The organism is Streptomyces sp. NPDC051987, assembly GCF_040680735.1.
Lineage (GTDB): Bacteria > Actinomycetota > Actinomycetes > Streptomycetales > Streptomycetaceae > Streptomyces.
The window spans coordinates 109,454-129,966 of the sequence record NZ_JBFAXI010000011.1 but is presented as its reverse complement, the minus strand read 5'-3'; the positions used below and the strand labels follow the sequence as shown (position 1 = coordinate 129,966).

General features: G+C 73.3%; 20 protein-coding genes. 4 read left to right on the top strand and 16 right to left on the bottom strand.

Features of this window, described 5'->3' with window-relative positions; translation table 11 throughout:
* Nucleotides 1-150 precede the first annotated feature (150 nt).
* From AB0M11_RS09415 to AB0M11_RS09405, 3 genes are all read right to left on the bottom strand, one after another.
* A complete protein-coding gene (locus tag AB0M11_RS09415; RefSeq protein WP_365703127.1) occupies nt 151-1,299 on the bottom strand; it encodes a glycoside hydrolase family 64 protein in 1,149 nt (382 codons plus the stop codon).
* Nucleotides 1,300-1,750: 451 nt separating this feature from the next.
* Nucleotides 1,751-2,509 (bottom strand): dienelactone hydrolase family protein, encoded by a 759-nt coding sequence (locus tag AB0M11_RS09410; RefSeq protein ID WP_365703118.1) that lies wholly within the window; start codon nt 2,507-2,509, stop codon nt 1,751-1,753.
* Nucleotides 2,510-2,623: 114 nt separating this feature from the next.
* The gene (locus AB0M11_RS09405; RefSeq protein ID WP_365703116.1) at nt 2,624-3,244 is read right to left on the bottom strand and encodes an L-threonylcarbamoyladenylate synthase; all 621 of its coding nucleotides are present in this window, start codon (nt 3,242-3,244) and stop codon (nt 2,624-2,626) included.
* 388 nt (nt 3,245-3,632) lie between these two features.
* Here AB0M11_RS09405 and AB0M11_RS09400 point away from each other — a divergent pair, with 388 nt between their 5' ends.
* The gene (locus AB0M11_RS09400; protein WP_365703114.1) at nt 3,633-5,159 is read left to right on the top strand and encodes a helix-turn-helix domain-containing protein; all 1,527 of its coding nucleotides are present in this window, start codon (nt 3,633-3,635) and stop codon (nt 5,157-5,159) included.
* 120 nt (nt 5,160-5,279) lie between these two features.
* Here the strand turns inward: AB0M11_RS09400 and AB0M11_RS09395 are convergent, their stop codons facing one another.
* From AB0M11_RS09395 to AB0M11_RS09360, 8 genes are all read right to left on the bottom strand, one after another.
* Complete coding sequence (locus AB0M11_RS09395; RefSeq protein WP_365703112.1) at nt 5,280-6,512, bottom strand: cytochrome P450; 1,233 nt, start codon at nt 6,510-6,512, stop codon at nt 5,280-5,282.
* Nucleotides 6,509-7,735 carry a cytochrome P450 gene (locus AB0M11_RS09390; protein ID WP_365703110.1) on the bottom strand — a complete coding sequence of 409 codons (1,227 nt, stop codon included), beginning with the start codon at nt 7,733-7,735 and terminating at the stop codon, nt 6,509-6,511. Before AB0M11_RS09390 ends, AB0M11_RS09395 begins: the two co-directional genes overlap by 4 nt.
* A complete protein-coding gene (locus AB0M11_RS09385; protein WP_365703108.1) occupies nt 7,732-8,355 on the bottom strand; it encodes an ATP/GTP-binding protein in 624 nt (207 codons plus the stop codon). The genes AB0M11_RS09390 and AB0M11_RS09385 overlap by 4 nt, the downstream gene beginning before the upstream one ends.
* Nucleotides 8,327-8,689, bottom strand: coding sequence for a DUF742 domain-containing protein (locus tag AB0M11_RS09380; protein ID WP_365703106.1), 363 nt, complete (start codon nt 8,687-8,689; stop codon nt 8,327-8,329). The genes AB0M11_RS09385 and AB0M11_RS09380 overlap by 29 nt, the downstream gene beginning before the upstream one ends.
* On the bottom strand, nt 8,686-9,108 hold the full coding sequence (locus AB0M11_RS09375) for a roadblock/LC7 domain-containing protein (RefSeq protein ID WP_365703104.1): 423 nt from the start codon (nt 9,106-9,108) through the stop codon (nt 8,686-8,688). The genes AB0M11_RS09380 and AB0M11_RS09375 overlap by 4 nt, the downstream gene beginning before the upstream one ends.
* Nucleotides 9,105-10,778, bottom strand: coding sequence for an ATP-binding protein (locus AB0M11_RS09370; protein WP_365703102.1), 1,674 nt, complete (start codon nt 10,776-10,778; stop codon nt 9,105-9,107). The genes AB0M11_RS09375 and AB0M11_RS09370 overlap by 4 nt, the downstream gene beginning before the upstream one ends.
* A gap of 216 nt (nt 10,779-10,994) precedes the next feature.
* Nucleotides 10,995-12,239: a serine hydrolase domain-containing protein gene (locus AB0M11_RS09365; RefSeq protein ID WP_365703100.1), complete on the bottom strand. Its 1,245-nt coding sequence runs from the start codon at nt 12,237-12,239 to the stop codon at nt 10,995-10,997.
* A gap of 152 nt (nt 12,240-12,391) precedes the next feature.
* A complete protein-coding gene (locus AB0M11_RS09360) occupies nt 12,392-12,862 on the bottom strand; it encodes a hypothetical protein (RefSeq protein WP_365703097.1) in 471 nt (156 codons plus the stop codon).
* Between the two features lie 377 nt (nt 12,863-13,239).
* Between AB0M11_RS09360 and AB0M11_RS09355 the strand changes: the two genes are divergently transcribed.
* Nucleotides 13,240-14,589 (top strand): transaminase, encoded by a 1,350-nt coding sequence (locus AB0M11_RS09355; RefSeq protein WP_365703096.1) that lies wholly within the window; start codon nt 13,240-13,242, stop codon nt 14,587-14,589.
* 31 nt (nt 14,590-14,620) lie between these two features.
* Nucleotides 14,621-15,061 carry an Lrp/AsnC family transcriptional regulator gene (locus AB0M11_RS09350; RefSeq protein WP_365703094.1) on the top strand — a complete coding sequence of 147 codons (441 nt, stop codon included), beginning with the start codon at nt 14,621-14,623 and terminating at the stop codon, nt 15,059-15,061.
* A 28-nt stretch (nt 15,062-15,089) separates the two neighbouring features.
* On the opposite strand, the gene AB0M11_RS09345 is transcribed toward AB0M11_RS09350, so the two are convergent.
* A complete protein-coding gene (locus AB0M11_RS09345; protein ID WP_365703092.1) occupies nt 15,090-16,187 on the bottom strand; it encodes a PP2C family protein-serine/threonine phosphatase in 1,098 nt (365 codons plus the stop codon).
* Between the two features lie 242 nt (nt 16,188-16,429).
* On the opposite strand from AB0M11_RS09345, the gene AB0M11_RS09340 reads away from it, so the two are divergent.
* On the top strand, nt 16,430-17,338 hold the full coding sequence (locus tag AB0M11_RS09340) for a GNAT family N-acetyltransferase (protein ID WP_365703090.1): 909 nt from the start codon (nt 16,430-16,432) through the stop codon (nt 17,336-17,338).
* 7 nt (nt 17,339-17,345) lie between these two features.
* Here the strand turns inward: AB0M11_RS09340 and AB0M11_RS09335 are convergent, their stop codons facing one another.
* The 4 genes from AB0M11_RS09335 to AB0M11_RS09320 all read right to left on the bottom strand — a co-directional run bounded on the left by AB0M11_RS09335 (nt 17,346) and on the right by AB0M11_RS09320 (nt 20,502).
* Nucleotides 17,346-18,233 (bottom strand): Gfo/Idh/MocA family oxidoreductase, encoded by an 888-nt coding sequence (locus AB0M11_RS09335; protein WP_365703088.1) that lies wholly within the window; start codon nt 18,231-18,233, stop codon nt 17,346-17,348.
* A gap of 46 nt (nt 18,234-18,279) precedes the next feature.
* Complete coding sequence (tgmB, locus tag AB0M11_RS09330; RefSeq protein WP_365703086.1) at nt 18,280-19,263, bottom strand: ATP-grasp ribosomal peptide maturase; 984 nt, start codon at nt 19,261-19,263, stop codon at nt 18,280-18,282.
* Between the two features lie 15 nt (nt 19,264-19,278).
* Nucleotides 19,279-19,470, bottom strand: a complete 192-nt coding sequence (tgmA, locus tag AB0M11_RS09325; RefSeq protein WP_089102565.1) for a putative ATP-grasp-modified RiPP — start codon at nt 19,468-19,470, stop codon at nt 19,279-19,281.
* Nucleotides 19,471-19,635: 165 nt separating this feature from the next.
* A complete protein-coding gene (locus AB0M11_RS09320; RefSeq protein ID WP_365703125.1) occupies nt 19,636-20,502 on the bottom strand; it encodes a fructosamine kinase family protein in 867 nt (288 codons plus the stop codon).
* Nucleotides 20,503-20,513: the final 11 nt, after the last annotated feature.

Sequence of the window (20,513 nt, the reverse complement as noted above, 5' to 3'; positions counted from 1 at the left end):
GGCTCGACCGTCACCCTGAAGTTCAGCGGTGTCGAGGACTCCTCGCTCCAGACCAGCTTCGTCGTCGACGACACCGCCGTCACGACCGGCTGACCCCAGGACGCCCGAGTGTCCCGTACCGGGAATCCCGGTGCGGGACACTCGCGTGGGTCAGCTCAGCGGGTCCAGTGTCAGGTACGCCTGCCGCGGACTGCCGTCGTTCACCAGCGACTCCTGGTTGCCCACGTCGTCGAACGCGAAGGCGTACGCCTTGCCGTCGGCCATCTGCGCGTGGACGCCGCCGGCGTACCGGTTGGTGACCGCGTCCTGGTAGAAGTCCGCCGGGTTGGTGTCCGGCTGGCCGGCGCTCGTCAGCAGCGTCGAGCGGTTGAAGCCCGCGCAGAGCGTGCGCGAAATCGGTCCGCGCACCTGGTCGTTGGGGGCGTCCAGCAGGTTGTGGCAGCCGAAGATGCTGCCGGCGTCCGGCTTCTGGAAGCTGGTCACCACCGCCCCCGAGGCGTTGGTGAAGTTCATGACATTGCCCGAGACCCGGCCGTAGTACCTGGTGTTCGGCTGGTCGGCGAAGGGGGTGACGGTCAGCGTCGACGACGCGTACTTCGACCAGACCCGGTTGACGTAGTCGTCCATCACCGTCGACGGGAGGGCCCCCGTCTCCACCCCGTACAGCGGGGAGAGCGCCCGCAGCACGGTGCCGTCGGAGCGGGTCTGGACCAGGTTCGCCCAGCCGCCGGGCTGTCCGCGCAGGGCGTTGAAGAACGCGGTGTAACCGCCCGGCTTGAGATGTCCGGTGCTCACCGTGCTGCCGTCGGAACGCTGCACCCCGACCGCGTAGGGCGCCGAGAACATGTCCACCTGCGTGCTGTTGATCCACAGCCCCGCGTCGTTCAGGGTGTACTCGGACCAGTTGAAGAGGATGCTGCGGTTGGGGTCGCTCGGGTTCTGCACCGCCGGCTGCACCAGACCGCCGGTGGTCAGCCGGAAGTCGAGCTTCTGGCCGTAGGAGAAGTAGATCCGGCCGGAGAACTTCGGGATCCGGATCGTCGTCGACCGGCCTGCCGCCGGACCGGTGATCGAGGCGTCCGGCGCCGGGGTCGGCGGGGTGCCGCCGGCCGGCCAGGCGTGGAAGACGCCGTTCGCGTCGGCCCAGCCCTGCTGCCCGGAGGAGAGCTGGGTGCCGAGGTCGTAGAGGTACACCTGGTCGGCGCGGCCGGAGTTGTTGGTGATCTCCAGGGGGATCGTGTCCGGTACCGCCGCGCCTGCCGGGTGCGGGGTGCCCAGGGTGAGCACCCCGCCGATCAGCGCCGCCGCGGCCGTCAGGGGCAGTGCCCGGCGTGCGAGTCCTGCGCGCACTCTCCACCTCCGTGTGGGGTCGGGGTTGTCGCACGGACATTGGTCCGTACCAATCTGAGAGCGCTCTCAGCGTGCCGCCGTGCCGGGTTCATGTCAATGGTGGAGGCTGTGGCCGAATGTGCGGGCGTCCGCCGCCCGCTCCCTGCGGGTGACCGTCGGATGACGCTCAGTAGTCAGTCGGCGACATGGCGGCAGGCTGCCTGCTGGCGGCCGGCGACCAGTGCGTGGACCCCGAGCAGTTCGACGCCTACAGACCCTCGGGCGCTGCCCGGCGCACAGGTCCAGGACCTGCTGGAGCCACCCTTCCCCCGCACGGAAGCCCGGTTTCCGCCGACGCCGCCCGCGAGCGTGCCGACCGCAGGAGCCCGGCACGCTCGCACCGGGCTCGCAGGCGGTCGCGTCAGGCGTACGTGCGCTTGAGCAGGTCCAGCAGCGCCGCCCAGTGCCGCTCGTCGGCCTCGGCGGAGTAGGACGGCGTGTCGGCCTGGGTGTAGCCGTGCGCGGCGCCCCGGTAGATCTCGCACGTGTTGCGGACCCCGGCGGCGTCGAGCGCCTCCTGGAAGGTGCGGATCTGGTCCTCGGTCATCGACTGGTCCTGGTCCGCGAAGCCGAAGTACAGCTCCGCGGTCACCCGGTCGGCGAGCAGGTGCGGGCTGTCCGCGTCGTCGGTGACCATCCGGCCGCCGTGGAAGCCGCCCGCGGCCGCGACCCGGTCGGGGAAGGCGGCGGCGGTCCGCAGGGCCAGCCGGGCGCCCATGCAGTACCCGGTGATCCCGACCGGTCCGTCGGCCACCAGCGGACTCTCGGCCATCCAGTCCAGGTAGGCCGCCGAGTCCCGGTCACTGAGCTCGGGCGTCAGCGACATCATGATCGGCATGATCCGCTGCCAGATCGTCGGGTCCGCCGACGGGTCGATGAACTCGGGGAGTTCGGTGACCGGCGTGCGGCCGCTGCGGTAGAAGACGTTGGGGAGCAGGACCGTGTAACCCGCGCCGGCGAGCCGGTCCGCCATCGACTTCAGGTGCGGACGGATCCCGAAGGCGTCCTGGTACAGGAGCACGCCCGGGTGCGGGAGTCCGTCGGCGGGGTGGGCCAGGTAGGCGTCGGCGACACCGTCCTCGGTGGTGATGTCGACGTCGGTTCCCTGTACGGCGGTCATGGCGCAAGTGCCTCTCTGTGGAGTCGGCGTCGGGGTGCGGGACACCCGGCGCGGCATGTCCCGATCATCGTGGCACGCGAAGGTGAGGAAGCGGTCGACGGGGCGGCCCCGTGCTCACTCGAAGCGTGCGGTGTCGCCCGCGCCCCGGCGGACGATCTCCGCCTCGCCGCCGGAGAAGTCGATGACCGTGGTCGGCTCGGTTCCGCACTCCCCGGAGTCCACCACCGCGTCCACCTGGTGGTCCAGCCGGTCCTTGATCTCCCAGCCCTGGGTCAGCGGCTCCTCCTCGTCGGGCAGCAGCAGGGTGCTGGAGAGCAGCGGCTCGCCCAGCTCCGCCAGCAGTGCCTGGGTGACCACGTGGTCGGGGATGCGGACGCCGACGGTCTTCTTCTTCGGATGCAGCAGCTTGCGCGGCACCTCGCGGGTCGCGGGCAGGATGAACGTGTAGCTGCCGGGCGTCGACGCCTTCACGGCCCGGAACACGTCGTTGTCCACCCGCACGAACTGGCCGAGCTGCGCGAAGTCACGGCACATCAGCGTGAAGTGGTGCCGGTCGTCCAGCCGGCGGATGGTGCGGATCCGGTCCATGCCGTCCCGGCTGCCGAGCTGGCAGCCCAGCGCGTAGCAGGAGTCGGTCGGGTATGCGATGAGCGATCCCGAGCGGACCGCGTCGGCGATCTGCGCGATGCTGCGCTGCTGCGGGTTGTCGGGGTGCACGTCGAAGTACTTCGCCATCCGCCGAGCTTATGCCGTACGGCGGGCATCGGCCGAACGGGCCGCGCGGCCACGGGATCGTCCCCGTCGGACCTTCTCCGGACGGGGCGGTCGGCTTCATCCGCGGGCGTCGCTCGATCGCCTCGGAATCCCGGAATCGGCACGCATGGCCGGCGGATTCCCGGGCAGTCGACGGGGGAGCCACCCGGGGCCCTCCCCCCGGCCCCGGGTGAGGCCGCTCCGCCGGCGGCCCTTCCCCCCGAGGGCCGCCGGCGTGACCGCGCCCTGGAGGGGCGCGGTGAGCTGCGCGAACAACCCCCACCGGCACGCGCCCGGCACGTCGCCGCACCCGCCGGCCCTGTACCGTCGGTAGACCGAGGCTGACGCGAGAGACGAGGGGCAGGGCGAGATGGCAGGCCGAGCGGACACGGGCCCCCACCACCCGGCACCGCACGGCGACGGCTGGGCCGCACGGCTCCTCGACCACCTGCGCCCCGGCACCCGCGACCCGCGCCGCGTCGTCGCCTGGCTCGCCGAGGCCGTGCAGGGGACCGTCTGCCTCCAGGCCGCCGACGGCACCCGGCTCGCCGGGACCGGGATCCCGCTGGACGACGGCCTCGTCGCCGACGTCGTCGCCGGGCGGATCTCCGCCGCCGCCGTCCAGGACGGCGACCGCCACCTGCGGCTGGTCGCCGTCGGCTCCCCGGACGCGGGTCAGGCCGCCGGACTGCTCGCCGTGGCCCGTGCCACCCCCTTCGACCGGCGCGCCGCCGAGGTGGTCACCCGCACCGCCGGCGTCGTCGAACTCCTGCTGCGCGAGCGGGAACTGACGGTCGCCGCGGACCGGCTCCGGCGGGCCACCGCCGACCTGCGCCTCGCCATCCTGCAGCTCCTCATGGTCGAGGACACGGTCTCCGCCCGCCGCGTCGCCGCCGGTCTGTGGCCCGGCCTGCTCGACACCGACAGCGCCTGTGTGTACATCGTCGAGGGCCACCCGGCGGAACGTGACGGTCTCGCCGAGGACTGCCTCGACGTGACCGGCGGCCAGGCCCTCGTCGTGCGCTGCCCCGCCATGGACGGCCACGTCATCGTCCTCAGCCCCGCGCCCGCGACGGCCGAGCGGCTGCGCTCCCTCGTCGACGGCCGCCCCGGCACCTTCCTGGGCGGCAGCGTCCGGCAGAACCTGGCCCAGACGGCCGCCGCCTACGGCCAGGCCGTCAGCGCCCTCGCCGTCGCCCGCTTCCGCTCCGACCAGGCCGCCGTCTACGCCGAACGCACCCACCCGGAACGGCTGATGGACCCCGCCGCGCTGCACGCCTGGTCCACCGCCGTGCTGCGGCCGCTCGACACCCTGCCTCACCACACCCGCGCGGAACTCCTCGCCACCACCCGCCTCGGCCTGGAGTTCACCGCCGTCAGCGCGGCCAAGGTGCTCGGCGTCAGCCGCAACACCGTGCGCGCCCGGATGGACCGGGTCGAGGCGCTGCTGGGCACCGACTTCTCCGACCTCACCGTACGGGCCACCGCCCACCTGGCGCTCAACACCCAGGCGGCCCTGGCGGAGGAACTCGCCGGCACGGTGCCGCGGCCGTCCGGGGTCCGCCTGCGCGACCTGCTGGCCGGTCCTGAGCTGCGGGCCTGGGCGCACGACCTCCTGGACCGCCTGGTCGGGGACGGCCGCGACCTGCGCGGCACCCTGCGCGCCTGGATCGCCGCCGACGGCAATGCCGAACGCGCCGCCCACGATCTGGGGATGCACGCCCAGACCGTCCGCGACCACGTCCGGGGCGCCGAACCCGTCCTGGAACGCCAACTGCTGGCCGGCGGCACCGACCTGTACGAGGTCGTCCTCGCCCACCTCGCCCTCGGGGAACTCACCGCCCCCGTGCTGCTCCCGGCGAATCGGGTCCAACCGGACTCACCTGTGCACGGGTGAGTCCTCGGCGCGCGTCACCGGGCACCGGCGCGATACCCATCGCCCTGGTCCGGACGTATGTTCACGGGGCGCGGGGGCACGACCGGAACGGGGGACCGGTCGCCGCCCCCGCGACCTCGGTCACGCCCGCAGGCGCACCGGGATCTCCCGCCAACCGCACGCGATGAACGACGGCACCTGCCGCAGCTCGTCCGGCCCGACCGCGAGCCGCAGCCCCGGGAACCGGTCGAACAGCGCGGGCAGGACGGCCAACGCCTCCGCGCGGGCGAGCGGCGCGCCGATGCAGCGGTGCACCCCGATCCCGAAGGCCAGATGGTCGTCGGCACCCCGGGCGGCGTCGAACACGGCCGCGTCCGGCCCGTACCGCGCCGGGTCCAGGCCCGCCGCCGCGTACGTCGTGATGATCGCGTCTCCGGCCGGCACGGTCACGTCCCCGACCGACAGGTCGCTCACCGCGAACCGCAGCGGCAGCGAGGCGATCGACGGATGCACCCGCAGCGTCTCGTCGATCACTGCGTCCCAGCCCACCGTGCCGGCGCGCACCGCCGCCAGCTGTGCCGGGTCCGACAGCAGCGCCACCACCGCGTTGCCGATCAGGTTGACCGTGGTCTCGAACCCGGCGCCGATCACCAGCAGCAGCGTGTACAGCAGTTCCTCGTCGCTGAGCCGGTCGCCGTCCTCGTCGCGGACCCGGATCAGCTCGGTGGTCATGTCGTCGCCCGGATGCGCCACCTTGTACGCGATCAGCCCGCCGAGCACCGTGCCGATCCGCTCCTGCACGAACGCCGCGTGCTCGGGGGTCGGGTCCGAGGTGTCCATGATGGCCGCGATCAGCGCACCGGTGTCGTCGCGCATCCCGTCGGGCACCCCGAACAGTTCGCAGATCATCCGCATGGGCAGCGGCTGCGCCAGGGCGGCGCGCAGGTCCAGCACCGTGCCGTCGGCACCCGCCGCCGCCAGCTGGTCCAGCAGCTCCGCGGCGATCGCCGTGACGCGCGGCCGCATCGCCTCGGTGCGGCGGTGCGTGAAACTCGGCGCCACCAGTTTGCGCAGCCGGGTGTGGTCGGGGCCGTACGCGGAGAGCATGTTGACCACGCCGATCCAGCCCAGCACCCAGCCCCACGAGGGGTGTTCGCCGATCTCCGGCCAGAGCCGCCAGTGCCGGCGCGGGTCCTTGCTGACCCGGGGATCGAGGACGAGCTCCCTGAGGACGTCGTAGCCGGTCGGCGCCCAGGCGGGTATGCCGCCCGGCAGCTCGACGGGCACGATGGCGCCGAGGGCGCGCAGCCGCGCGCTCTCCGCCGGGATGTCCGAGCCGAACGGGTCCAGGGCGATGCGGTCGGTGACGGTCACGGCGACTCTCCAGGCTGGTCGGCGGAGCGGGGACTGAACCGGACGGGCAGCGAGGTCAGCGAGCGGTGGAACGGGCCGGGCCGCCAGCTGAGCTTCTCGCGGGGCAGGACCGGGTCGAGGTCGGGCAGCCACAGGGTGAGCTGTTCGATCGCCTCGGTCGCGATGAGCAGCGCGTGGTGGCGGACCGGGCAGGCGTGCGGTCCCGCGCCCCACGACAGGTGCGAGGCGTCCGCGGCGCGCCGGCCGTTCGTGGCCTCCTGTTCGGCGAACAGCCCCACGGCGCCGAAGGAGACCACCACCGGGACCGCCGGCCTGACCCACGCCCCGTGGAAGGAGACCGCCCGGCGGGCGTAGTAGATGCCGTAGTTGGCCAGCGGGGTCTCGTGGTGCAGCACCTCGACCACGGCGTCCATGACCGGGCGGGCGCCGCTGGTGAGCGTGGAGTAGTACAGCGGGTTGCCGAGGATCCGGGAGAGCGCGTTGGAGACCAGGTTCGTGGTCGGCTCGTAACCGGCGCCCAGGGTGAGGAACACCTGCCAGGTGACCTCCTCCGGGGTCAGCCGGGCGGGATGGTCCAGCAGCATGCTCGGCAGGTCCTCGCCGCGCTCCTCGACCTTGGCGGCGACCAGCCGCAGCACGTAGTCGGCGTACTCGGCCTCGCCCTCGGCGGCCTGCGGGCCGCCCTCCATCATCTTCAGGACACCCTCGTTGAGCCGGTCGCCCTGGCTGTCCGGCAGCCCGAACAGGTTGTTGAAGACCAGCGCCATCAGCGGCCGGGTGAACTCGACGACGAGATCCGCCTCCCCCCTGGGCGCGAACCGGTCGACCAGCAGCCGTACCGCCCGGTGCACCAGCTGGCGCAGATCGTGCGGTTCGATCAGGTCGAACACGTCGATGAGGGTGGTCCGGTAGCGGATGTGCGCGTCGGCGTCCGAGAACAGGGCGTTGGGCCGCCAGCGCATCATGCCGAGCAGCGGGGAGTCCTCGGGGACGGTCGCCTCCCAGCCCCGCGGGTCGTGCGAGAAGGTCTCGACGTCCCGCAGCACGTCCAGGGCGGCGCGTCGCTCGGTGACCACGTACGCCGGCGTGCCCGGCGCGAGCTCCGCCCAGCCCACCGGGCCCTGGGCGCGCAGGGCCGCGTAGTAGCCGTGCGGGTTGCGGGCGAAGCCGTCCTCCCACAGCCGCACCGGGCTTGAGAGGGTGAAGGACTGCTGCGCGGTCATCGGGCCTCCGCCGGGCGGTCGTCGATCAGATGCTGGACGAGGGCGAGCAACGCGTCGACCGAGGAGTGAGCGTCCCGGGCGTCGCAGGTCACCATCGGGGTGCCCGGCGCCAGGTCCAGGGCGGCCCGCAGCTGGTCGACCGTGTAGTGGCTCGGCGCGTCGGGAAACGCGTTGAAGGCGACCGCGTACGGCAGCCCCGCCTCCTCGACCAGGCCGAGCACGTCGAAGGAGGCGCCGATGCGGCGGCTGTCCACCAGGACCAGCGCGCCCAGCGCCCCGTAGGAGACGTCGTCCCACAGCGTCCGGAACCGGTCCTGCCCCGGCGTCCCGAACAGGTACAGCACGATCCCGCCGGACAGGCTGATCCGCCCGAAGTCGATGGCGACGGTCGTCGTCTCCTTGTCCCGCACCCCGTCGAGGTCGTCGACGGGCACCGAGGCCTCCGTGAGGTGTTCCTCGGTGTGCAGCGGGCGGATCTCCGACACCGAGTCGATCAGGGTCGTCTTGCCCACCCCGAACGGCCCGGTGACCAGGATCTTCACCAGGTCGCGAGCATCGTCGGGGAGGTGGGTGGCGCCGGTGCGGGGCAGCTCACCGGTGCTTGAGGGCGCGGAGGCCATCGGCCACTCTCTTCAGCAGGTCGGGGTCGAACCGTTCGGCGGGCGGGATCGGCGCGCGGGCCTGGACCAGGCCCCGGTCCACGAGATCGGCGGCGAGCACCCGCACGGCGGAGAACGGCAGCCGCAGCAGCGCCGCCGCCTCCACCGCTGTCAGCGCGCCGCCGGACAGCAGCTCCAGCAAGGCCAGTTCGGCGGCCGGGAGCCCGGCGGGCAGGGGGGTCCCGGCACAGGTGAGCACCGTCAGCCGTTCCAGGTGCGGACGGCTGGGGCGGGCCACCCCGCCGGTCGACAGATACGCGGGGACCAGGGGACGGCCGCCACGGCGGCCGGTCATGCCGGTGCGCCGCCGTCGGAGCCTCTGGGCGCGGCCGCCATCGCCTTCTCGCCCAGCCGGGCCACCTGCGAGTGCACCCGGTGCGCCAGCAGGTCGAGGCGCACCTCCGGGTCACCATAGGCCGCCACACAGGTGCCGTGGGCGGTCGGCACGATCAGCACGTACCCGTGGTCCGACTCGATGACCACCTGCCGCACCTCGGCCCGGTCCCGGTCCGCGAACGCGGCCGCCGCGGTCCGGCAGGCGCCCTGCACGGTACTGGTGATCGCGGCCACCCGCTCGGCACTCGCCCGGGACAGACCGTCGGTGTAGCCGGTCGCGAGGCCGTCCCGGGTGAGCAGGACGGCGGCCAGTACGTGCGGCACCTGCAGGACGGGGTCCAGCACCCAGGCGGTCTCGCCCGCATCGTGGCTGCTCATCTGGCCGCTCCTCCTTCGTCGTCGGTCCGTCGGGGTTCGGGCGTCGCCGCCCGCTTGGGGCCCCGCGCCGCCGCGGTGCCGTACTGCAGGGCCGCGAGCGCCGCGGCCGCTTCCTCGGGTCGGCGCGCGGCCGCCTCCTCGGGTCGGCGCGCGGTGGGCTCCTCGGGTCGGCGCGCGGGCTCAGGACGCGGCCCGCCGGGGGCGGCGGCGGGGGTACGACGCCGCCGCCGCGGCAGACCGCCCGGCTCACCCGGCTCCGCGGGGGCGGTGGCGGCCGGGGCGGGGGCACGCTCGTGCTCGGCCTCCGGCCCGGATCGATCCGCCCCGACGGTCACCGGCGGGGCGGCCACCGCGGCTTCGGCCGACGTGACCTGGGGAGCGGGCGTCTCGCTGACGGCCATGTCGGGAACGGGCATGGCGGCAAGGGGCGTCCCGCCCACGGATGTCTCGGGGACGGGCGTCTCACCCACGGGCGTCTCACGGACCGGCGTCCCGGGAGCCGCAGTCCCGCGCCCCGCTGCTTCGTGCCCTGCTGCTGCGCGCCCGGCGGTCCGGCGGCCGCCGGACCCCCGCGCAGGTTCCCCGCGCGCCGTCCGTTCCCGAGTCGAGCGCGGGGCGCTGGCCGAGGGAGGCCGTTCGGCCGGGTCGATCCGGCACAGCAGGTGGCTGTCCACCCGCAGCACCGCGCGCACCCCGCCGTAGGGCGAGGGGGAGGAGACGTCGACGTACAGGTCGAACTGGCGGGTGAGCCGGCCGACCGCGGCGAGGCCCATGCGCGGCGGGTCGCCGAGGTCGGTCAGCAGGATCGGGTCGCTGCCCGCCACCAGCCGCTGCGCGCGGGCCCGTTCGTCCTGTGTCATGCCGAGGCCCGCGTCGTCGACGGTCACGCACACCCCGTGGTGGACGTGTTCCAGGTTGACCACGACGTGGGTGTCCGGCGCCGAGTGGCGCAGCGCGTTGTCGAGGAGTTCGGCCACGATGATGGCGACCGGCTCGACGGCGTGGGAGACCAGGGCGGTGCCCGGCTCCAGGTGGTTGTGGACCTCGACCCGGTGGTAGCCCGAGAGCCGGGCCTGGCCGCCGGTGACGGCGTCCACCACGTGGGACTCCTCGCGGGCCAGCCCCACCCAGGCCCCGCACACCACGGCCGCGACCTGCGCCCGCCGCAACGACTGCTCGTTCTCGTGGTCCAGGGCGAACAGCGTCTGGGCCAACTCCGGATCGTCGTAGCGCTGTTCGAGCCCCCGCAGGGCGTCCTGCAGCCGGTACAGGGCGGCCTGGATCTCCCGGGTGGCACCCCGGAGGCCGGCCTGCGCGGCCGCGTCGATCCGGGTGCGCTGCGCGGTCAGCTCCTCGCGCAGCGCGGTGAGCACGTACTCCATCGCCATGCCGGTGGGGGTGCCGGGCGTGTCCGGCCCGGCGGGCCCCGGAACCCGCAGGTGCGGGTGGGCCAGCTGGGCCGCGGCCGCGGGCATCCGGCGGGCCGCGAGATGCTCGACCTCCGTGACGAACGCGTTCTCGGCGCTCTCCAGCCGGGCGCGCAACGCCGTCACCTCGGCCACCAGCGCCGCCCGTCGGCGCCGGGACCTGAGCAGCCCGCCGCCGAGCAGGAGCGCGCAGACCGTTCCGGCGGCGAGACCACCGGCCACCAGTTCCGGTAATTCGATCATGGAATCGGTTTCCAGGGAGTAGGGCAGCACTGGGCAGGGGGGAGCCCGAGGCCCTCCCAAGTGGCGTTCGCTGCACAGTACACACCGTCATTGACCGGCCCCGCACGGTGAATCGTTACATCACTTCGAATCCGTTCGGCGACTGTTCGCTTCTGTGTCAAGTGTCGGAAATGCCGTGCGGTGGCCTTGAGTTGGGCTCCGTACGGTTGCGTGCGCTCATCGCGTCGCCGAGGCCGGCACCGGCAGGTCGAAGACGTGGGCCGGGGAGATGACCTGGGTGATCGCCTGGCCGAACAGGGTGCTGGGCTCGATGCCGTCCTTGTGGCTGATGTCCGTGTTGAGCAGCACGACGACGGTCGTCCGCGTCGACGGCAGGTAGACGGTGAGCGACTCGTAGCCCGGCAGTGAGCCGTTGTGCCCGATCCAGCCCTGGACGTCGAAGATGCCGAGCCCGTACCCGGCGCCGCGGATGCCGGTCGACGGCGTGGTCAGCCGCTGTTTCTGGACGGCTGAGCCCACCATGGCCGTGCCGTCGGGGAAGACGCCGGTGGCCACGGTGGGGGCCCAGGTGCGCAGATCGTCCAGGGTGGAGATCATCGCGCCGGCCGCCCAGCCCCAGGAGGGGTTCCAGCCGGCGGTCTCCTCGACCTTCCCGTTCGCCGTCTGGTTCGTGTAGCCCTGGGCGTGCGGGGAGGGGAACTCGTTCCCGGCCGGGAACAGGGTGTGGTGCAGGCCCGCCGGGCGCAGGACGTGCTGGTCGAGGTAGTCGGCGAGCCGCTGCCCGCTGACCTTCTCGACGAGCAGCCCGAGCAGGATCAGGTTGGTGTTGCAGTAGGAGAACTTCTCCCCGGGCCGGAACACCAGCGGGTGGTGGAAGGAGTAGGCCAGCAACTCCTCCGGGGTGAAGGCGCGCTGCGGATCCGAGGTCAGCGCCTTGAAGAAGCCCTTGTCCTCGGAGTAGTTGAACAGTCCGCTGCGCATCCCGGCCAGGTCCCGCAGGGTGATCCGGTCGCCCTCGGGGACGCCGTCCAGGTACCGGCCGATGGGATCGTCCAGGCCCACCTTGCCCTGGTCGACCAGTTGGAGCACCGCGGTCACGGTGAACGTCTTGGTCTCGCTGCCGATCCGCATGTACAGGTCGGGAGACATCTGCCGTCCGGTCGCCTTGTCGGCGACCCCGAACGAGCGGACGTAGTCGCGCCGGCCGGGCGTCCACACGCCCACGGTCACGCCGGGCACGTCCGCCTCGCGCATGACGTGTCGCACGACCGCGTCGAGTCGGCGGGCCACCGCCGGGGTCAGGTCGCGGACGTCGGGGCTGACGGACGGCGACGGGGTGGGCGAGGGCGCGGCGACCGCGGCCGGCAGGGCGGCGGGCGCGGCGACGGGGGACCCCGTGAGTGTCCCCAGCACGGCGGCGACCGCGGCCCCCCGGCGCAGCATGGCGGACGTGTACGGCATGGGCTGACTCCAAGCACGTGAGAGCGGACGTGCGCCGGATCGGACGTCAGAGCCCCGGTCTCACACGATACGAGCGCCCACCCCTCACCGCCCCTCGGCGGCCTCGGACGCCGTGACGCCGTGACGTCGCGAGAGTGCGCACGGCGCCGGCCTCACTGCTCCTCGCACACCGGCCGGAGCACCGCCAGCGTGCCGTTGGCCTCGCGCAGCGCCAGTTCCAGCGTGGCCGGCGTGTGCAGCGCGCCACTGCCGTCGGGCGGCACGAGCCACTCCAGGAAGCGCGCGGGCCTGTACGGCGGCGGTACGGCGACCCACGCCCCCTTGGTCGTGTACCGCAGTCCGGCCCCGATCCAGCCGCCGGACGGATCGGGCGGCAGGAAGAAACCGACCCGGCGCGCCGCGGTGTCCACGAGGGTCGGTCCGGGCACCGGCAGGGACGGCCGCCACAGCAGGTCCAGCGTGAGCAGACCGAGCCGGTCCGGCACGCTCAGCACATCCCAGAAGCGGCCCGCCTCCAGCAGGGACACGCCCTCCCCGTGATCCCACTCCCACTTGCACGTCCGGGGGTCCGCCGAGGCCGCCGCGAGCCATTCCACGCCCTGCATCCACACCGTGTTCGTCATGCACCGCTCCGGGATATCTCCGCTCACCTGTTCACAGCGCAGGGAACGACCGACACCGGGCATTCGGCGCCACCGCAGGCCAACCCGGCATATGCATGTTGGTAGATATTTCTAACTGGCGGAAGGGGTGGCGGACCCTGGCGTTTGAGGGTGTTTGTGCGAACACCGTGCACCGGTTCGACATGTGTGCGGAACCGCGGACTCCCCTCAGCTCGTCCGCCGCTCCCGCACGGCTCCGGCGGAAGGCTCGCGGCGCCAGGCGACGCTCGAAACATGTGTCGTGGCACTCGATTCATGCGTCAGATCTTGAAGCACCAGTCGTTTCGGTCGTACGCTCCCGTCATTCCGTCGTCTCCGCTCCCGATCAGGGGTACTTCATGGACCGCACCCGACTGCACGCCCTCATGGCCCGCGAGAGCGCCGAGGCCGAACGGCGCAACCCCCGCTCCCGGGCCGCGTACGCCGGGGCAGGCCACCTCTTCGGCCGGGTCCCGATGACCTGGATGAACAAGACGGCGGGAGCCTTCCCCCGGTACCTGGCGACCGCGCGCGGCGCCCGGGTCACCGACGTCGACGGGCACACGTACATCGACTTCTGCCTCGGCGACACGGGGGCGATGGCCGGTCACTCGCCGGCCGCCGTGACCGAGGCGGTGCGGCTCCGGTTCGCCGAGCTGGGCGGAGCCACCGCGATGCTGCCGACGGAGGACGCGGAGTGGGTGGGCGCCGAGCTGACCCGCCGCTTCGGGCTCGCCCGCTGGAGCTTCTCGCTCACCGCGACGGACGCCAACCGGTGGGCGATCCGGCTCGCCCGCGCCGTCACCGGACGCCCGAAGATCCTGGTGAACAGTTACAGCTACCACGGCAGCGTCGACGAGTCCCTCATCGTCGTCGGCCCGGACGGCAAGGGAGCGCCCCGCCCCGGCAACGTCGGCGCGCCCTGCGACGTCACCCTGACCAGCCGGGTGGCCGAGTTCAACGACCTGGACCAGCTGGAGCGCGAACTCGCCCACGGCGACGTGGCGGCCGTCCTCATGGAACCCGCCCTCACCAACATCGGCATCGTGCTGCCCGAGCCGGGCTACCTGGCCGGGGTGCGCGCCCTCACCAGGCAGTACGGCACGCTGCTCATCAACGACGAGACGCACACCTTCTCGGCGGGACCGGGCGGCTGCACCGCCGCCTGGGACCTGGAGCCGGACCTGCTGACCATCGGCAAGGCCATCGGCGGGGGCATCCCGGCCGGCGCCTACGGCCTCTCCGCCGACCTCGCCGAGCGGCTCCTGGCCCGCGACGACCTCGACCTGGTGGACATGGGCGGGGTCGGCGGCACCCTGGCCGGCAACGCGCTCTCGGTGGCGGCGACCCGCGCCACCCTGGAGCACGTGCTCACCGACGAGGCCTTCGACCGCATGGCGCGGCTCTCGGCGCGCTTCGAGACCGGCGTCCGGGACGCGGTCGAGGCGCACGGCCTGCCCTGGTCGGTCAGCCGCCTCGGCGCCCGCACCGAGTACCGGTTCGCCGCCCCGGCGCCGCGCAACGGCACCGAGTCCGAGGCCGTCGGCGACCCCGAGCTGGAGGACTTCCTCCACCTCTACCTCGCCAACCGGGGCATCCTCCTCACCCCGTTCCACAACATGGCCCTGATGTGCCCCGACACCACCGAGCCTGACGTCGACACCCACACCGAGGTGTTCCGCGCCGCCCTGGTCGAACTGGCCGGCTGAGGACCGGGGAACGGAAGGGAACACGGTGCACATGGACGACATCGACCGGGCCATCCTGCGCGAGCTCCAGGCCGACGGCCGCATCGCCTACGCCGACCTGGGCCCGAAGGTCGGGCTCTCCGCCTCCGCGGCCCGGCAGCGGCTGCAACGGCTCCTGGACTCGCGGGCCGTGCAGGTCGTCGGCGTCACCGACCCGATGGCCATGGGCGGCCAGGCGATGGCACTGCTCGGCATCGGCGTGGACGGCGACCCCAGGGCGGTCGCCGACGCGCTCGCCGGACACCCCGAGGTGGTGTACTCCGTGTTCACCTCGGGCGGCTTCGACCTCTTCGCCGAGGTGGTCACGCCCGGTCCCAAGGACCTGCTCGACTTCGTCAACGACGCGGTCCGGCCGATCGAGGGGGTACGCGAGGTCCGGCCGTTCCCGTACTTCGGCATCCACACCCACCGGTTCCTGTGGGAGGTGGGCTGAGCGGCCGCCCGGAGCTCCGGCGGGCGGCTCAGCCGATGGCCGGTGTCAGGACGAGCATGGTGGCGTCGTCCCGTACCTCGTAGTGCCGGGTCAGGTCCGCCCACACCAGTTCGGTCAGCGTCGCCGCGTCCACCCCGGCGAACCCGGCTAGCCGCTCAGGGAGCGGATAGAAGCCCCCGGCCCCGTCCCGCGCCTCCCAGACCCCGTCCGAGGCCAGGAACAGCCGGTCGCGCGACCCCAGCTCCACCGTGACCTCCTTCGCCGGCTCCGCCCCCACCAGCCCCAGGCCCAGCGGCGCCCCGGAGGCGACGGCCAGTTCCTGGGCCCGGCCGTCCCGCAGCAGCACCGGCGCCGGATGACCGCAGGCCACGATCCGCACCGACCGCAGGTCGGCGGAGAACTCCAGCAGCAGGGCCGTGGCGAACAGCTCCGTGTTCGGTGCGCCGGCCGAGTCCACCGTCAGCCTCCGGTCCATCCGCGCCGCCACGGACTCCAGGTCCGCCAGGTCGAGAACCGCCTCCCGGAACGCGCCGAGCAGCGACACCACCGTGGCGACGGCGGCCAGCCCGTGCCCCCGTACGTCCCCCATCACCGCCCGGACCCCGTAGGGGCCGTCGCGCACTTCGAAGAAGTCACCGCCGACCAGCGTTCCGTGCTGCGCCGCCCGGTACAGCCCCGCGCACCCCACGGCGCCCACCCGCTCGGGCAGCGGCGGCAGCACGGCCCGCTGCACCGCCTCGCCCACCGCCCGCTCGGTGAGCAGCTGGGCGTCCCGGTGACTGCGCACATAGGAGACGAACACACTCAGCAGCGCCACGAACGTGACGGTGAGGAGGTCGGTGTCGCCGGGCAGGTTCAGGTGGGTGGCGGGCACATTGAGCAGCAGCACCACCAGGCAGCTGAGCACTGCCGTGGCCAGCGGGCCGTAGGAGAGCACGGCCAGCGGCGGGATCGCCCCGAGCAGGAAACCGAAGTCGTGGCCGTCGGGGCTGATCAGCGTCGCCGCCGTCACCAGCCCGAGCAGGGCGAGGGGCAGCACCCGGACCCAGCGTGGCGGCGGCGCACCCTGCAACCAGCCACGACCGTCCCCGTAGCCACGCGACGACCAGCCGCGCACCGAAGTCACATCCCTAAGCTACGCCCGTGTCCGGCCACCGCACCTGTCTCGATCTTGAAAACCCGCGTGCGGAAAACCGGTGGACGCCTCCCTGCCGGGTCATTACGGTAGGACCGCACGTCCGAGGCCGGCGGAAGGAGGCGAGTGCGATGAGCAAGACACCCATCCCGCGCTCCCTCCCCGTTTCCCGGGCGTGACAGGTCAGAGCTGACCCGGGAGCGCTCCCCGCAGCACGCATCCCGGAGGAATCCGTGACCGATCCGGTCATCCGCACGCTCGACGACAGCACCGCCCACCTCTTCGACGCCCTGCCCGACCCGCTGCGCCTGCGGGAGAGGCACCGGCACACCTCGTTCCGCCCCGACTGGCGGCGCGTCGCCCTGCGCGAGGGACGCGTGATCGCCCGAGCCGCCTGGTGGGGCGCCCCGGGGGCCGCCGAACCGCTCGTGATCAACTGGTTCGACGTGGCCGAGGGCGAGGAGGAGGCCGGCGCCGCGCTGCTGCGCGGCGCGCCCTGGCAGGTCGAGGAACTGGAAGTCGACCTGCCGACGGGCTGGCGGGACCACCCCGCCCTGCGCGCCGCAGCCGAGACCCGCTTCGCCGCCGCCCGCAAGGCGGGCTTCGACCTGCTGGTGGAGCGCTACAACTACCGCTGGACCCCCGAGTGCGGCCTGCCCGAGCGGCCCGGCCGCCTCGTCTTCACCGCCGAACCCGACGACGGGGTGTTCTTCGACGCGCTGCGCCGCATCCACTCCGTCACCCTGGACGCCCACGCCCGCCGCGCCATCGAGCAGGGCGGGGTGGACCAGGCGGCCCAGGAGGAGCTGGACTTCTTCCACTGGATGCCCTCGCCCCGGGAGTGGTGGCAGATCGGCCGCACGCCCGACGGCGAGCCGGTCGGCATCCACGTCCCCGGGCGCAACCCGGGAGGACCCTGCGTCGGGTTCATCGGCGTCCTTCCCGAGCAGCGCGGGCACGGCTACGCCTACGACCTCCTCGTGGAGTGCACGCACCTCCTCGCCGAACAGGGCGCCGAGTTCATCGCCGCCGCCACCGACCAGGGGAACTTCCCCATGGCCGCGCACTTCGCCCGGGCCGGCTACCCGGTCGTCCGGGAGCGGCTGAACTTCTGGGCGGCGGCCGCTGTCGGCGCCGGGTGACCTTCGGCTAGCCGACGTCCTTGCCGAGCAGGGTCTCCGCCTCCGCGAGGATCTCGGTGACCCGCAGGGCGAAGGCCGCGTCGCAGGGGTGCGGCCGGCCCGTGCGCACGGCCGTGAGCAGGGCGTCGGCGGCCCGGGTCAGGGCCGGGACCGCTCCTTCCGTACCCCTCGGCAGGAGCGTCACCCCCGCCTCGCCCCGCAGCTCCACGTCGGCCCCGGCCGCCGCCGGGGGAGCGGTGAGGCTGAGCGTCACCGTGCTCGACGCCCCGCCGGTGTGGTCGAGGACGAGATGGACGGTGTCCGCGGAGCCGTGGACGGCAGCCGCCACCCGCCGTACGTCGCCCAGGACCGGCAGCAGCACGGACAGGGCGTGCGGACCCACGTCCCACAGCGCGCCCTTCTCCCGCCGCCACGGCGAGTCGACGGCCGGGCCCGCACCGGCGAACAGGGAACCCAGCCAGTGCGCACGTGCCGTGAACCACCCCGTGACAGCGGCCTGTTCGCCGATCCACGCCTCCGGTTCCCGCTGGAACCGGGTGGTGAAGAACACCACCGAGGCGACCCGCGCCCGCTCGGCCGCCTCCACCACCGCCCGTCCCTCGGCCGCATCGAGGGCCAGCGGCTTGTCCAGCAGCAGATGCCGGCCGGCCGCCGCGGCCCGCACCGCCAGGTCCGCCTGGACCACCGGGGGCAGCGCCACGGCCACCGCGTCCACCGCGTCGAACAGCGCGTCCACGTCGTCGTAGGCCCGGACGCCGAACTCCCCGGCCAGTGCCGCCGCGGCCTCGGGGCGGCGGCCCCACACCCCGACGAAGTCCAGCGAACCGTGCCCCGCCAGCGCGGGGGCGTACGCCGCCCGCGCCCAGGGCCCGGTGCCCAGCAGTCCGATGCGCATCTCGCGGTCCTTTCTCCGTACCGGCTCCACATCCTCGCCCAGCCCGTCAAGGCGTCGCACTCCGCCCTCCGCCGGCGTACGACCGGCACCGGTCGGTGCCGTGCGCCAGCCATCCGGCGATGGCCTCGGCGATCGGCTGACCGGTGTCCATCTCGACGAACCCGAACTGCCCCGACTGGTTGCACTCCAGGAACCACCAGATCCCGTCCGCGTCCTCCGCGAAGTCGAAGGCGCCGTAGGCGAGTCGGGCGTCCTTCAGGTACCGGTGGACGGCCTCGGCGACGCGCGGCGGCACCTCCGCCTCCTGCCAGGGGGAGCCGGACGGCGCGAACCGGACGTCCACGTCGTCGGGGTGGGCGTCCGGGCTCACCGGCTTGCGAGCGGCCAGCAGCCGCTCGCCGACCGCCGTCAGCCGGATGTCGGCCCGCTTGGCGACCCGGCGCTGCAGCAGCGTGGGGCCGAACGCCACCGCCGCGAAGTCGGTGTCCGGCGCCACCCGGCTGGTGGGCACCGCCCGCGGCGGCTCCTGCGGATGCGCCCCCGACACCGGCTTGACCACGAGGTCCGGGAACCGTTCCGCGAACTCGCGGGCCGCCTGCGGGAACGTGGTGATCAGCGTCGCGGGCACGGCCAGCCCGCTGCGCTGCGCCAGCCGCAGCTGCCACGGCTTGTGGCGGGCCTGGCGGGCCGCGTCCGGATGGTTCATCCAACGCGCCTCGGTCCCGCGCAGCATGCCGTACAGCGCCTGTTCGGACTCCTCGGTCAGCCAGGCCGACGGCTGCGCGGCCCGGGCGGCTGCCGCCCCGGGCCTGCGCACCCAGATGGAGCGCAGGCCGTCCATGCTCACCAGGCGTCCGTTCACGGACAGATGCCCGCGGCTGGCGCCCTGCACATACTCGCCCGACAGGGCCACACCCCTGGTCAGATCGGCGGGATCGAGGCGGACGACGGGCACGCCGGCCTGGTGCAGCCGGAGGACCACCATGTCCGCCGTGACGTCCTCGTCACTGGTCAGGATGAGCACGGTCATCGTGTGGGTCCGCGATCAGTCGTCGAAGTGCGTCTTGGAGCCCGCGGTGGAGGTCGTGGTCCCCAGCGCTCTGAGCGTTGCGTGATCGGTGGCTGCGATCCGGCCATCGTGGAGAACGTTCAACTGCAGTCCGGAGTCATACGCGTACGGAGTGGTGACGTCCAACTGCACTGCGGGCCGTGCGTAGTTGAGCGCGAACGGTTGCATGGTCTCTCCCTGTTTCGTTCTTCCATGCACTTATACGATTCGAACGCGTGGTTGGTTTCCTTACTCTGCGTAATCTCAGCCCGAATTAAGAGCTTGTTAAGGGAGAAACGGCACATCACTCCGGCACGTGGCCGATTTCACATTCCCGTCGCGCGTCTGACGGCGTCACATGTCCGCGTAATTCCGTGATGTCTCCAAAGCCTGTTCGGCATAGCTCCGTCCGAACAGCACCGCATGCACCAGCAGCGGGAACAACTGGTGCAGACCGATCCGCTCCGCCCACCCGTCGGCCGGTGGTGCCACCTCGTGATAACTCCGCACGACGTGGTCCAGATACGGGCAGCCGAACAGGTGGAGCATCGCCAGGTCGGTCTCCCGGTGCCCGCCGTGCGCGGCCGGGTCGATCAGATGGACCCGGCCGTCGGCGCCCCACAGGACGTTGCCGTTCCACAGGTCACCGTGCAGCCGGGCGGGCGGCTCGGGCGGCCCCGCGAGGGCCGGCAGCCGCTCGCAGACCCGCTCGACCACGACGGCCTCACCCGGTCGCAGAGTCCCCCTGTCGACGGCTGCGCGCAGGTACGGCAGCACCCGGTGCTCGGCGTACCAGTGCGGCCAGTCGTCGCCGGGCTCGTTGCGCATCGGGGCGGGACCGATCCGGGCGTCGCGCGGCCCGTCCGGCGGGGCGGCCCCGAAGGCCGGGGCGCCGGCCGCGTGCAGGGCGGCCAACGCCCGCCCGAAGCGCGTCGCCGCGCCGGCGTCCGGCCGCCCGGTGGGCACCAGTCCGGTCACCAGCCACTCCTCGTCGTGCCCGAGCACCTCGGGCACCGGCACCGCACGGGCGGCGGCCAGCCAGCGCAGCCCGGCGACCTCGGCCCGCACCGCCCCGGGGCCGTCGCCGTGCTTGACCATGGCCGCCGGGCCGCCCGCGAGCGTCACCTCCGCCAGGCCGCCCGACCGCGTCCGCACACCGGAGACCGGCCGCCCGGTGAGCCGGGCGGCCACCGCACCCGGACTCTCGCCGTGGCCGACCATGCCCACCAGCG